Annotated in this window: 10 protein-coding genes, 2 tRNA genes and 1 other RNA gene; 7 read left to right on the forward strand and 6 right to left on the reverse strand. The window is 51.3% G+C overall.

Annotated features, from left to right (window positions below; translation table 11 throughout):
• The first annotated feature begins 169 nt into the window (after window positions 1-169).
• The 4 genes from HUZ68_RS10085 to narI are packed head-to-tail and all read left to right on the forward strand — an operon-like array spanning window position 170 to window position 6832.
• Window positions 170-3913: a nitrate reductase subunit alpha gene (locus HUZ68_RS10085; RefSeq protein WP_239594165.1), complete on the forward strand. Its 3744-nt coding sequence runs from the start codon at window positions 170-172 to the stop codon at window positions 3911-3913.
• Window positions 3910-5448, forward strand: a complete 1539-nt coding sequence (gene narH, locus HUZ68_RS10090) for a nitrate reductase subunit beta (RefSeq protein WP_000702660.1) — start codon at window positions 3910-3912, stop codon at window positions 5446-5448. Before HUZ68_RS10085 ends, narH begins: the two co-directional genes overlap by 4 nt.
• Window positions 5445-6155: a nitrate reductase molybdenum cofactor assembly chaperone gene (gene narJ / locus HUZ68_RS10095; RefSeq protein WP_000571685.1), complete on the forward strand. Its 711-nt coding sequence runs from the start codon at window positions 5445-5447 to the stop codon at window positions 6153-6155. The genes narH and narJ overlap by 4 nt, the downstream gene beginning before the upstream one ends.
• Entirely contained in the window at window positions 6155-6832 is a 678-nt protein-coding gene (gene narI / locus HUZ68_RS10100; protein ID WP_001160110.1) for a respiratory nitrate reductase subunit gamma, read from the forward strand. The genes narJ and narI overlap by 1 nt, the downstream gene beginning before the upstream one ends.
• 183 nt (window positions 6833-7015) lie before the next feature.
• Here narI and HUZ68_RS10105 read toward each other — a convergent pair.
• The 5 genes from HUZ68_RS10105 to HUZ68_RS10125 all read right to left on the reverse strand — a co-directional run bounded on the left by HUZ68_RS10105 (window position 7016) and on the right by HUZ68_RS10125 (window position 8907).
• A non-coding RNA gene (locus HUZ68_RS10105) (RtT sRNA) lies at window positions 7016-7147 on the reverse strand.
• Window positions 7148-7193: 46 nt separating this feature from the next.
• Window positions 7194-7278 (reverse strand) — tRNA-Tyr (locus HUZ68_RS10110).
• 34 nt (window positions 7279-7312) lie between these two features.
• A tRNA-Tyr gene (locus HUZ68_RS10115) sits at window positions 7313-7397 on the reverse strand.
• A gap of 159 nt (window positions 7398-7556) precedes the next feature.
• Entirely contained in the window at window positions 7557-8399 is an 843-nt protein-coding gene (purU, locus tag HUZ68_RS10120; protein WP_000555853.1) for a formyltetrahydrofolate deformylase, read from the reverse strand.
• Between the two features lie 49 nt (window positions 8400-8448).
• Window positions 8449-8907, reverse strand: coding sequence for a YchJ family protein (locus HUZ68_RS10125; protein WP_001362540.1), 459 nt, complete (start codon window positions 8905-8907; stop codon window positions 8449-8451).
• Between the two features lie 112 nt (window positions 8908-9019).
• Here HUZ68_RS10125 and rssA point away from each other — a divergent pair, with 112 nt between their 5' ends.
• The 3 genes from rssA (at window position 9020) to galU (ending at window position 12140) form a co-directional block, all read left to right on the forward strand.
• Complete coding sequence (gene rssA, locus HUZ68_RS10130) at window positions 9020-9925, forward strand: patatin-like phospholipase RssA (protein WP_001226476.1); 906 nt, start codon at window positions 9020-9022, stop codon at window positions 9923-9925.
• A gap of 91 nt (window positions 9926-10016) precedes the next feature.
• On the forward strand, window positions 10017-11030 hold the full coding sequence (rssB, locus tag HUZ68_RS10135; RefSeq protein ID WP_000193451.1) for a two-component system response regulator RssB: 1014 nt from the start codon (window positions 10017-10019) through the stop codon (window positions 11028-11030).
• Between the two features lie 201 nt (window positions 11031-11231).
• Window positions 11232-12140: a UTP--glucose-1-phosphate uridylyltransferase GalU gene (galU, locus tag HUZ68_RS10140; protein ID WP_000718995.1), complete on the forward strand. Its 909-nt coding sequence runs from the start codon at window positions 11232-11234 to the stop codon at window positions 12138-12140.
• Between the two features lie 143 nt (window positions 12141-12283).
• On the opposite strand, the gene hns is transcribed toward galU, so the two are convergent.
• Window positions 12284-12697, reverse strand: coding sequence for a histone-like nucleoid-structuring protein H-NS (hns, locus tag HUZ68_RS10145; protein WP_001287378.1), 414 nt, complete (start codon window positions 12695-12697; stop codon window positions 12284-12286).
• Window positions 12698-12987: the final 290 nt, after the last annotated feature.

A 12987-nucleotide genomic window follows, 5' to 3' on the forward strand; every position in this document is an offset into this window, starting at 1 on the left:
GTAACTGTTAATTATCCTAAAGGGGTATCTTAGGAATTTACTTTATTTTTCATCCCCATCACTCTTGATCGTTATCAATTCCCACGCTGTTTCAGAGCGTTACCTTGCCCTTAAACATTAGCAATGTCGATTTATCAGAGGGCCGACAGGCTCCCACAGGAGAAAACCGATGAGTAAATTCCTGGACCGGTTTCGCTACTTCAAACAGAAGGGTGAAACCTTTGCCGATGGGCATGGCCAGCTTCTCAATACCAACCGTGACTGGGAGGATGGATATCGCCAGCGTTGGCAGCATGACAAAATCGTCCGCTCTACCCACGGGGTAAACTGCACCGGCTCCTGCAGCTGGAAAATCTACGTCAAAAACGGTCTGGTCACCTGGGAAACCCAGCAGACTGACTATCCGCGTACCCGTCCGGATCTGCCAAACCATGAACCTCGCGGCTGCCCGCGCGGTGCCAGCTACTCCTGGTATCTTTACAGTGCCAACCGCCTGAAATACCCGATGATGCGCAAACGCCTGATGAAAATGTGGCGTGAAGCGAAGGCGCTGCATAGCGATCCGGTTGAGGCATGGGCTTCTATCATTGAAGACGCCGATAAAGCGAAAAGCTTTAAGCAGGCGCGTGGACGCGGTGGTTTTGTTCGTTCTTCCTGGCAGGAGGTGAACGAACTGATCGCCGCATCTAACGTTTACACCATCAAAAACTACGGCCCGGACCGTGTTGCTGGTTTCTCGCCAATTCCGGCAATGTCGATGGTTTCTTACGCATCGGGTGCACGCTATCTCTCGCTGATTGGCGGTACTTGCTTAAGCTTCTACGACTGGTACTGCGACCTGCCTCCTGCGTCTCCGCAAACCTGGGGCGAGCAAACTGACGTACCGGAATCTGCTGACTGGTACAACTCCAGCTACATCATCGCCTGGGGTTCAAACGTGCCGCAGACGCGTACCCCGGATGCTCACTTCTTTACTGAAGTGCGTTACAAAGGCACCAAAACTGTTGCCGTCACACCAGACTACGCTGAAATCGCCAAACTGTGCGATCTGTGGCTGGCACCGAAACAGGGCACCGATGCGGCAATGGCGCTGGCGATGGGCCACGTAATGCTGCGTGAATTCCACCTCGACAACCCAAGCCAGTATTTCACCGACTATGTGCGTCGCTACACCGACATGCCGATGCTGGTGATGCTGGAAGAACGCGACGGTTACTACGCTGCAGGTCGTATGCTGCGCGCTGCTGATCTGGTTGATGCGCTGGGCCAGGAAAACAATCCGGAATGGAAAACTGTCGCCTTTAATACCAATGGCGAAATGGTTGCGCCGAACGGTTCTATTGGCTTCCGCTGGGGCGAGAAGGGCAAATGGAATCTTGAGCAGCGCGACGGCAAAACTGGCGAAGAAACCGAGCTGCAACTGAGCCTGCTGGGTAGCCAGGATGAGATCGCTGAGGTAGGCTTCCCGTACTTTGGTGGCGACGGCACGGAACACTTCAACAAAGTGGAACTGGAAAACGTGCTGCTGCACAAACTGCCGGTGAAACGCCTGAAACTGGCTGACGGCAGCACCGCCCTGGTGACCACCATTTATGATCTGACGCTGGCAAACTACGGTCTGGAACGTGGCCTGAACGACGTTAACTGTGCAACCAGCTATGACGATGTGAAAGCTTATACCCCGGCCTGGGCCGAGCAGATTACCGGCGTTTCTCGCAGCCAGATTATTCGCATCGCCCGTGAATTTGCCGATAACGCTGATAAAACGCACGGTCGTTCGATGATTATCGTCGGTGCGGGGCTGAACCACTGGTATCACCTCGATATGAACTATCGTGGTCTGATCAACATGCTGATTTTCTGCGGCTGTGTCGGTCAGAGCGGGGGCGGCTGGGCGCACTATGTAGGTCAGGAAAAACTGCGTCCGCAAACCGGCTGGCAGCCGCTGGCGTTTGCCCTTGACTGGCAGCGTCCGGCGCGTCACATGAACAGCACTTCTTATTTCTATAACCACTCCAGCCAGTGGCGTTATGAAACCGTGACTGCGGAAGAACTGCTGTCACCGATGGCGGATAAATCCCGTTATACCGGACACCTGATCGACTTTAACGTCCGTGCGGAACGCATGGGCTGGCTGCCGTCTGCACCGCAGTTAGGCACTAACCCGCTGACTATCGCTGGCGAAGCGGAAAAAGCCGGGATGAATCCGGTGGACTATACGGTGAAATCCCTGAAAGAGGGTTCCATCCGTTTTGCGGCAGAACAACCAGAAAACGGTAAAAACCACCCGCGCAACCTGTTCATCTGGCGTTCTAACCTGCTCGGTTCTTCCGGTAAAGGTCATGAGTTTATGCTCAAGTACCTGCTGGGGACGGAACACGGTATCCAGGGTAAAGATCTGGGGCAGCAGGGCGGCGTGAAGCCGGAAGAAGTGGACTGGCAGGACAATGGTCTGGAAGGCAAGCTGGATCTGGTGGTTACGCTGGACTTCCGTCTGTCGAGCACCTGCCTCTATTCCGACATCATTTTGCCGACGGCGACCTGGTACGAAAAAGACGACATGAATACTTCGGATATGCATCCGTTTATTCACCCGCTGTCTGCGGCGGTCGATCCGGCCTGGGAAGCGAAAAGCGACTGGGAAATCTACAAAGCCATCGCGAAGAAATTCTCCGAAGTGTGCGTCGGCCATCTGGGTAAAGAAACCGACATCGTCACGCTGCCTATCCAGCACGACTCTGCCGCTGAACTGGCGCAGCCGCTGGATGTGAAAGACTGGAAAAAAGGCGAATGCGACCTGATCCCAGGCAAAACTGCACCGCACATTATGGTCGTAGAGCGCGATTATCCGGCAACTTACGAACGCTTTACCTCTATCGGCCCGCTGATGGAGAAAATCGGTAACGGCGGTAAAGGGATTGCCTGGAACACCCAGAGCGAGATGGATCTGCTGCGTAAGCTCAACTACACCAAAGCGGAAGGTCCGGCGAAAGGCCAGCCGATGCTGAACACCGCAATTGATGCGGCAGAGATGATCCTGACACTGGCACCGGAAACCAACGGTCAGGTAGCCGTGAAAGCCTGGGCTGCCCTGAGCGAATTTACCGGTCGTGACCATACGCATCTGGCGCTGAATAAAGAAGACGAGAAGATCCGCTTCCGCGATATTCAGGCACAGCCGCGCAAAATTATCTCCAGCCCGACCTGGTCTGGTCTGGAAGATGAACACGTTTCTTACAACGCCGGTTACACCAACGTTCACGAGCTGATCCCATGGCGTACGCTCTCTGGTCGTCAGCAACTGTATCAGGATCACCAGTGGATGCGTGATTTCGGTGAAAGCCTGCTGGTTTATCGTCCGCCGATCGACACCCGTTCGGTGAAAGAAGTTATAGGCCAGAAATCCAACGGCAACCCGGAAAAAGCGCTCAACTTCCTGACGCCGCACCAGAAGTGGGGTATCCACTCCACCTACAGCGACAACCTGCTGATGCTGACTTTAGGTCGCGGTGGTCCGGTGGTCTGGTTGAGTGAAGCCGATGCCAAAGATCTGGGTATCGCCGATAACGACTGGATTGAAGTATTCAACAGCAACGGTGCTCTGACTGCCCGTGCGGTTGTCAGCCAGCGTGTTCCGGCAGGGATGACCATGATGTACCACGCGCAGGAACGTATCGTTAACCTGCCTGGTTCGGAAATTACCCAACAGCGTGGTGGTATCCATAACTCGGTCACCCGTATCACGCCGAAACCGACGCATATGATCGGCGGCTATGCCCATCTGGCATACGGCTTTAACTACTACGGCACCGTAGGTTCTAACCGCGATGAGTTTGTTGTAGTGCGTAAGATGAAGAACATTGACTGGTTAGATGGCGAAGGCAATGACCAGGTACAGGAGAGCGTAAAATGAAAATTCGTTCACAAGTCGGCATGGTGCTGAATCTCGATAAGTGCATCGGCTGCCACACCTGTTCAGTTACCTGTAAAAACGTCTGGACCAGCCGTGAAGGCGTGGAATACGCGTGGTTCAACAACGTGGAAACCAAGCCGGGCCAGGGCTTCCCGACTGACTGGGAAAACCAGGAAAAATACAAAGGCGGCTGGATCCGTAAAATCAATGGCAAACTGCAACCGCGCATGGGTAACCGAGCCATGCTGCTGGGTAAAATCTTTGCTAACCCGCATTTGCCGGGGATCGACGATTATTACGAGCCGTTCGATTTTGACTATCAGAACCTGCATACCGCGCCGGAAGGCAGCAAATCGCAGCCGATTGCCCGTCCGCGTTCGCTGATTACCGGGGAACGGATGGCGAAAATCGAAAAAGGGCCGAACTGGGAAGATGACCTGGGCGGTGAGTTTGACAAACTGGCGAAAGACAAGAACTTCGACAACATCCAGAAGGCGATGTATAGCCAGTTCGAAAACACCTTCATGATGTATTTGCCGCGCCTGTGCGAACACTGCCTGAACCCGGCATGTGTGGCGACCTGCCCGAGCGGTGCGATTTACAAGCGTGAAGAAGATGGCATCGTCCTGATCGACCAGGATAAATGCCGTGGCTGGCGTATGTGCATCACCGGATGCCCGTACAAAAAAATCTACTTCAACTGGAAGAGCGGTAAGTCTGAGAAGTGCATCTTCTGCTATCCGCGTATTGAAGCGGGTCAGCCGACCGTGTGCTCAGAAACCTGTGTCGGTCGTATCCGTTATCTTGGCGTGCTGCTGTATGATGCCGACGCGATTGAACGTGCAGCCAGCACCGAGAACGAGAAAGATCTCTACCAGCGTCAGCTGGAGGTGTTCCTCGATCCGAACGATCCGAAAGTCATCGAGCAGGCGATTAAAGACGGTATTCCGCTGAGCGTTATTGAAGCTGCACAGCAGTCGCCGGTTTATAAAATGGCAATGGAATGGAAATTGGCGCTGCCGCTGCATCCAGAATATCGCACACTGCCGATGGTCTGGTACGTGCCGCCTCTGTCTCCGATTCAGTCTGCAGCAGACGCGGGTGAGCTGGGTAGCAACGGCATTCTGCCAGACGTCGAAAGCCTGCGTATTCCGGTACAGTATCTGGCGAATCTGCTGACCGCCGGTGATACCAAACCGGTACTGCGCGCGCTGAAACGTATGCTGGCGATGCGTCATTACAAACGTGCTGAAACCGTTGACGGGAAAGTGGATACCCGTGCGCTGGAAGAGGTCGGTCTGACCGAAGCCCAGGCACAGGAGATGTACCGTTATCTGGCGATTGCTAACTACGAAGATCGCTTTGTGGTGCCGAGTAGTCATCGTGAACTGGCACGGGAAGCCTTCCCGGAGAAAAATGGCTGCGGCTTTACCTTTGGTGATGGCTGCCACGGTTCAGATACCAAATTCAATCTGTTCAACAGCCGTCGTATCGATGCCATCGATGTGACCAGCAAAACGGAGCCGCATCCATGATCGAACTCGTGATTGTATCGCGTCTCCTTGAATATCCGGATGCTGCCTTATGGCAGCATCAACAAGAGATGTTTGAGGCGATTGCCGCGTCGAAAAATCTGCCAAAAGAGGATGCCCATGCGCTGGGCATTTTCCTGCGCGATTTAACGACGATGGATCCGCTCGATGCCCAGGCGCAGTACAGCGAACTGTTCGACCGTGGCCGCGCCACGTCACTGTTGCTGTTTGAACATGTGCACGGCGAATCCCGCGACCGCGGCCAGGCGATGGTGGACCTGCTGGCGCAGTACGAGCAGCACGGCTTGCAGTTAAACAGCCGCGAATTGCCGGACCATCTGCCGCTGTATCTGGAGTACCTGGCGCAGCTACCGCAAAGCGAAGCCGTGGAAGGTTTGAAAGATATCGCGCCGATTCTGGCATTGCTGAGCGCGCGTCTGCAACAGCGTGAAAGCCGTTATGCCGTGCTGTTTGATCTGCTGATGAAACTGGCGAATACCGCTATCGACAGCGACAAAGTGGCGGAAAAAATTGCCGACGAAGCGCGCGACGATACGCCGCAGGCGCTGGATGCTGTCTGGGAAGAAGAGCAGGTTAAATTCTTTGCTGACAAAGGCTGCGGTGATTCAGCAATCACTGCTCATCAGCGTCGCTTTGCCGGTGCCGTCGCGCCGCAATATCTGAATATCACCACCGGAGGACAGCACTAATGCAATTCCTGAATATGTTCTTCTTTGATATCTACCCGTACATAGCCGGGGCGGTCTTCCTGATTGGTAGCTGGCTGCGTTATGACTACGGGCAGTACACCTGGCGCGCGGCGTCCAGCCAGATGCTGGATCGCAAAGGGATGAACCTGGCGTCGAACCTGTTCCATATCGGTATTCTGGGGATTTTTGTTGGTCACTTCTTCGGTATGCTGACGCCGCACTGGATGTATGAAGCCTGGCTGCCGATTGAAGTGAAACAGAAAATGGCGATGTTTGCTGGTGGTGCCAGCGGTGTGCTGTGTCTGATTGGCGGCGTGCTGTTGCTGAAGCGTCGTCTGTTCAGCCCACGCGTGCGTGCAACCACTACCGGAGCGGATATCCTGATCCTGTCGCTGCTCGTTATCCAGTGCGCGCTGGGCCTGCTGACCATTCCATTCTCCGCTCAGCATATGGACGGTAGCGAGATGATGAAACTGGTTGGCTGGGCGCAGTCGGTGGTGACCTTCCACGGTGGCGCTTCTCAACACCTCGATGGTGTGGCGTTTATCTTCCGTCTACACCTGGTGCTGGGGATGACGTTATTCCTGCTGTTCCCGTTCTCGCGTCTGGTACACATCTGGAGCGTACCGGTGGAGTATCTGACACGTAAGTACCAGCTGGTGCGCGCTCGTCACTAAGCGAATTTTAGTTCACATAGACCCTGCTTCGGCGGGGTTTTTTTATGGGCACGGTGCGGGGTGAGTTGTCGGATGCGCTTCGCTTATCCGACCTACAGGGGAGGATATTGTAGGTCCGGTAAACGTGGTGCCATTGGGCAAAATTAGCTCGGAGTAACAGGTTTTGATTATTTCAGGAAGCGATGGTGGTGGGGGAAGGATTACTCAGCGCTGCGCGCTTCGCCCTTCGGGTCGTTGCCTGCGGCAACGCTCTCTCGCTGGCGCTCAAGTCGAACCTTGGTCGAAGCTTCTCATCCTTCCCCGCTTGGGCAGAATATTTAATTACGGATTCGTTTGAGAGTTCAGGGACTTTTGAAAGTGATGGTGGTGGGGGAAGGATTCGAACCTTCGAAGTCGATGACGGCAGATTTACAGTCTGCTCCCTTTGGCCGCTCGGGAACCCCACCAGGGGTAATTCAAATTTCGAGGTAATGCTTGAGATGGTGGTGGGGGAAGGATTCGAACCTTCGAAGTCGATGACGGCAGATTTACAGTCTGCTCCCTTTGGCCGCTCGGGAACCCCACCACGGGGTAATGCTTTTTACTGGCCTGCTCCCTTATCGGGAAGCGGGGCGCATCATATCAAATGACGCGCCGCTGTAAAGTGTTACGTTGAGAAAAATGAACTGGTTGCGTAATTTTCATCCGTAACGGATTAAAGGTAACCAGTTATTTTTGCTGGCGATTAAAGAATAATCGTCCGATTACCGTAAACAAAGACGCGCTGCGCCAGTACTTTGTAGAGCGCGCGACTTAAGACGTTTTTCTCGACGTCACGACCTGCGCGCATCATATCTTCAGCTGTGTAGGTATGATCGACATGAATAACGTCCTGCATGATGATTGGGCCTTCGTCCAGATTGTCATTAACATAGTGAGCTGTTGCGCCAATAATCTTCACGCCACGTTCATAGGCCTGGTGATAAGGACGTGCGCCGATAAACGCTGGCAGGAAGGAATGGTGAATATTGATGATCTTATTCGGGAAGCGTGACACAAATTCCGGTGTTAATACCCGCATATACTTCGCCAGCACCACGTAGTCAGGTTGATAAGCATCAATGGCATCCGCCATCTTTTGATCGTGCTCGTTGCGGCTTAACCCTTCATGGCTTACCAGCTCAAACGGTATATCAAAACGCTCAACCAGAGAACGTAAAGTATCGTGGTTACCAATCACTGCCGCGATTTCGACATCCAGGCCGCCATAATTGGCTTTCATCAACAAATCGCCAAGGCAATGCGCTTCTTTAGTGACCAGAATCACTATCCGGCGACGACCGGCAGGATTCAGCTCACGCACGGAGCCTTCTGGCAATGCGCTATCGAGATCCGCCAGCAGGGTGGAATCATTAAAAATCCCTTCCAGTTCCGTGCGCATAAAAAAGCGCCCGGTACGGTGATCAACAAATTCATTGTTCTGTACGATATTTAACTCGTGCTTGTAGCAAATATTGGTAATACGTGCGATCAGACCTTTTTGGTCCGGACAAATAGTACGCAGAACTTTACGTTGGAGTGAATGCATTGCTGGAAAAACCTTGTTGAGAGTGTTTGCTAAACCGTACCGTCAACCATTATTGGCCGCAGCACTTTTTAAATTTTTTACCTGAACCACAAGGGCAGGGATCGTTGCGGCCAAACTGCGGACGTGTACCGTCAATATAGTACCATTGACCGTTTTCTTTCAAAAATCGCGAACGTTCAATTATTGCACCTGTTTTGCCACCTTCGGTAAATCGAGCAACAAAACTGACAAATCCGATATTGTCGGCGTCCTGCCAACAATGTTCAAATACGGTCAATCCCAACCATTCAGTATGCGCAAATCCGGCAATCAATTCGGCACGTAACGCCGCTGCTCCACAAGATGGATGCCAGGTCTTTATTAAATAATCTGCGTCTTGCATCACAAAAGCGCAGTAACGCGAACGCATGAGATGTTCTGGATCAGGTGCAACCTTTTCACCAGACACATAAGGGTGGCAACATAGGCTATACTCGACAGCACTACCACAGGGACAAAGCTGAGACACAAATAATCTCCCTGGAAACAATAACGGCGTATTAACCGCCTGAGTAGCACTATGTTAACCGAGCAGTAGCGATGTGGCTACGATTGCATTCCAGGGGAATCTTGCGGGAATAATGAGAAAGATAAAAATAGGGCTGGCGCTGGGATCTGGCGCGGCGAGAGGTTGGTCGCATATTGGCGTTATTAATGCGCTAAAAAAAGTGGGTATTGAAATTGATATCGTTGCAGGATGTTCAATTGGTTCGCTGGTGGGCGCGGCCTATGCATGCGATCGATTATCTGCGCTGGAAGATTGGGTAACCTCTTTCAGTTATTGGGATGTTTTACGCCTGATGGATCTCTCCTGGCAGCGCGGTGGGTTACTGCGCGGCGAGCGTGTCTTCAATCAATACCGCGAAATAATGCCGGAAACAGAGATCGAAAATTGTTCCCGTCGCTTCGCGGCTGTTGCCACCAATTTAAGTACTGGGCGTGAATTATGGTTTACTGAAGGCGATCTCCATCTTGCTATTCGCGCATCATGCAGTATTCCAGGACTCATGGCACCCGTTGCGCATAACGGCTACTGGCTGGTTGATGGGGCAGTCGTTAACCCAATTCCTATTTCGCTCACGCGTGCATTGGGTGCTGATATTGTGATAGCGGTCGACCTGCAGCACGATGCTCATTTGATGCAACAAGATTTGCTCTCCTTTAATGTCAGTGAAGAAAATAGCGAGAATGGTGATTCTCTGCCGTGGCATGCGCGTCTGAAAGAAAGGTTAGGCAGCATAACGACACGTCGGGCGGTGACAGCACCAACGGCAACAGAGATTATGACCACTTCTATCCAGGTGCTGGAGAACCGCCTTAAAAGGAACCGCATGGCAGGTGATCCGCCCGATATTCTGATTCAACCTGTTTGCCCGCAAATATCTACGCTTGATTTCCATCGCGCGCACGCTGCCATTGCGGCCGGGCAGCTGGCAGTGGAAAAGAAAATGGACGAACTTTTGCCGTTGGTACGCACCAACATTTGACCAGAATTTTTATCTACACTTAAGTTAATTCTGACAGGCGCAGGTGGCAATAGCATGCCACTATTGAGTAAAGCCAGTCAGGGGAGAGAACATGACGCAGCCATTGGTCGGAAAACAGATTCTCATTGTTGAAGATGAGCAGGTATTTCGCTCGCTTCTGGATTCGTGGTTTTCCTCATTGGGAGCGACAACGGTACTGGCGGCTGATGGGGTGGATGCCCTTGAGTTGCTGGGAGGTTTCACTCCAGACCTGATGATATGTGATATCGCGATGCCACGAATGAACGGGCTTAAACTGCTGGAACATATACGCAACAGAGGTGACCAGACACCAGTTCTGGTGATATCTGCCACTGAAAATATGGCAGATATTGCCAAAGCGTTACGTCTGGGCGTTGAAGATGTTTTGCTGAAACCGGTTAAAGATCTGAATCGCTTGCGCGAGATGGTTTTTGCCTGTCTCTATCCCAGCATGTTTAATTCCCGCGTTGAGGAAGAGGAAAGGCTTTTTCGCGACTGGGATGCAATGGTTGATAACCCTGCTGCAGCGGCGAAATTATTACAGGAACTACAACCGCCAGTTCAGCAGGTGATTTCCCAATGCCGGGTTAATTATCGTCAATTGGTTGCCGCGGACAAACCCGGCCTGGTGCTTGATATTGCCGCACTTTCGGAAAACGATCTGGCATTTTATTGCCTTGATGTCACCCGAGCTGGACATAATGGCGTACTTGCTGCCTTGTTATTACGCGCATTGTTTAACGGATTATTACAGGAACAGCTTGCACACCAAAATCAACGGTTGCCAGAGTTGGGCGCGTTATTGAAGCAGGTAAACCATTTACTCCGTCAGGCCAATCTGCCGGGGCAGTTTCCGCTATTAGTTGGCTATTATCATCGCGAACTGAAAAATCTCATTCTGGTTTCTGCGGGTCTGAATGCGACGTTAAATACCGGCGAACACCAGGTGCAAATCAGTAATGGTGTTCCGTTAGGCACTTTAGGTAACGCTTATTTGAATCAATTGAGCCAGCGATGCGATGCCTGGCAATGCCAAATATGGGGAACCGGTGGTCGGCTGCGCTTGATGTTGTCTGCAGAATGAGCAAACGATAACGCGGGCTAAATTTGCATTACCAGCTAATGTCGGCTGGTGGTACTATCGTCGCCATTCGTATAAGTAATTGTCTTAATTATGCTAACTCGCATCCTTTTCAGAACTTAGCCCCTCCGGGGTGCTGATATACTGGGATGCGATACAGAAATATGAACACGTTCAAAACACGAACAGTCCAGGAGAATTTAAATGGCTGCCATTAATACGAAAGTCAAAAAAGCCGTTATCCCCGTTGCGGGATTAGGAACCAGGATGTTGCCGGCGACGAAAGCCATCCCGAAAGAGATGCTGCCACTTGTCGATAAGCCATTAATTCAATACGTCGTGAATGAATGTATTGCGGCTGGCATTACTGAAATTGTGCTGGTTACACACTCATCTAAAAACTCTATTGAAAACCACTTTGATACCAGTTTCGAACTGGAAGCAATGCTGGAAAAACGTGTAAAACGTCAACTGCTTGATGAAGTGCAGTCTATTTGTCCGCCGCACGTGACTATTATGCAAGTTCGTCAAGGGCTGGCGAAAGGCCTGGGACACGCTGTATTGTGTGCTCACCCGGTAGTGGGTGATGAACCTGTGGCTGTTATTTTGCCTGACGTTATTCTGGATGAATATGAATCCGATTTGTCACAGGATAACCTGGCAGAGATGATCCGCCGCTTCGATGAAACGGGTCATAGCCAGATCATGGTTGAACCGGTTGCTGATGTGACCGCATATGGCGTTGTGGATTGCAAAGGCGTTGAATTAGCGCCGGGTGAAAGCGTACCGATGGTTGGCGTGGTTGAAAAACCAAAAGCGGATGTTGCGCCGTCTAATCTCGCTATTGTGGGTCGTTACGTACTTAGTGCGGATATTTGGCCGTTGCTGGCAAAAACCCCTCCGGGAGCTGGTGATGAAATTCAGCTCACCGACGCAATTGATATGCTAATCGAAAAAGAAACGGTTGAAGCCTATCATATGAAAGGGAAGAGCCATGACTGCGGTAATAAATTAGGTTACATGCAGGCCTTCGTTGAATACGGTATTCGTCATAACACCCTTGGCACGGAATTTAAAGCCTGGCTTGAAGAAGAGATGGGCATTAAGAAGTAACATCCGTATCGGTGTTATCCACGAAACGGCGTTGAGCAATCGACGCCGTTTTTTTATAGCTTATTCTTATTAAATTGTCTTAAACCGGACAATAAAAAATCCCGCCGATGGCGGGATTTTAAGCAAGTGCAATCTACAAAAGATTATTGCTTGATCAGGAAATCGTCGAGGGATTTACCTTGCTCATCCATTGCTTTTTTGATTACAGCTGGAGTACGGCCCTGGCCAGTCCAGGTTTTAGTTTCGCCGTTTTCGTCAACGTAGCTATATTTTGCCGGACGCTGAGCACGTTTAGCTTTGGTGCCAGATTTAACGGCGGCAAGGCTATTCAGCAGCTCGTTCGGGTCAATACCGTCAGCGATCAGCATTTCGCGATATTGCTGCAGTTTACGAGTGCGCTCTTCAACTTCAGCAGCAGCCGCGCTTTCTTCTTCGCGACGTTCGTTAACAACAACTTCTAATTTTTCCAGCATTTCTTCCAGCGTTTCAAGTGTACATTCTCTTGCCTGCGCACGAAGAGTACGGATGTTGTTCAGAATTTTAAGTGCTTCGCTCATTGTAGTAATCTCAAACTTATATTGGGGTGGTTTGTTGAGGTAATAATAGAGCCTTAAATTCAGTTGTGCAATAGCCAGGAATGTAAGGAATTCAAAATTGTTCTTTATTTTGTGCCGCCAATAAATATCTTTTCATAAAATTAGCCAGAAAAGACGCGGCATATAGCCCTATTTGTACCGATGATTTCGCAGCACGTGAGGTTAAAACTTCCTGATTCATGTCACATTTTATGGGGAGATTATCGTAGGCTGACGACCTTTCAGTCTTCTGTATTAGTCGTGTTTACGAG

The organism is Shigella dysenteriae, from assembly GCF_022354085.1.
Lineage (GTDB): Bacteria > Pseudomonadota > Gammaproteobacteria > Enterobacterales > Enterobacteriaceae > Escherichia > Escherichia coli.

Bases quoted from the DNA above. Each gene is read 5' to 3' on its own strand.
- HUZ68_RS10085 (WP_239594165.1), top strand. From the start codon at position 170: ATGAGTAAATTCCTGGACCGGTTTCGCTACTTCAAACAGAAGGGTGAA.
- narH (WP_000702660.1), top strand. From the start codon at position 3,910: ATGAAAATTCGTTCACAAGTCGGCATGGTGCTGAATCTCGATAAGTGC.
- narJ (WP_000571685.1), top strand. From the start codon at position 5,445: ATGATCGAACTCGTGATTGTATCGCGTCTCCTTGAATATCCGGATGCT.
- narI (WP_001160110.1), top strand. From the start codon at position 6,155: ATGCAATTCCTGAATATGTTCTTCTTTGATATCTACCCGTACATAGCC.
- purU (WP_000555853.1), bottom strand. From the start codon at position 8,399: ATGCATTCACTCCAACGTAAAGTTCTGCGTACTATTTGTCCGGACCAA.
- rssA (WP_001226476.1), top strand. From the start codon at position 9,020: ATGAGAAAGATAAAAATAGGGCTGGCGCTGGGATCTGGCGCGGCGAGA.
- rssB (WP_000193451.1), top strand. From the start codon at position 10,017: ATGACGCAGCCATTGGTCGGAAAACAGATTCTCATTGTTGAAGATGAG.
- galU (WP_000718995.1), top strand. From the start codon at position 11,232: ATGGCTGCCATTAATACGAAAGTCAAAAAAGCCGTTATCCCCGTTGCG.
- hns (WP_001287378.1), bottom strand. From the start codon at position 12,697: ATGAGCGAAGCACTTAAAATTCTGAACAACATCCGTACTCTTCGTGCG.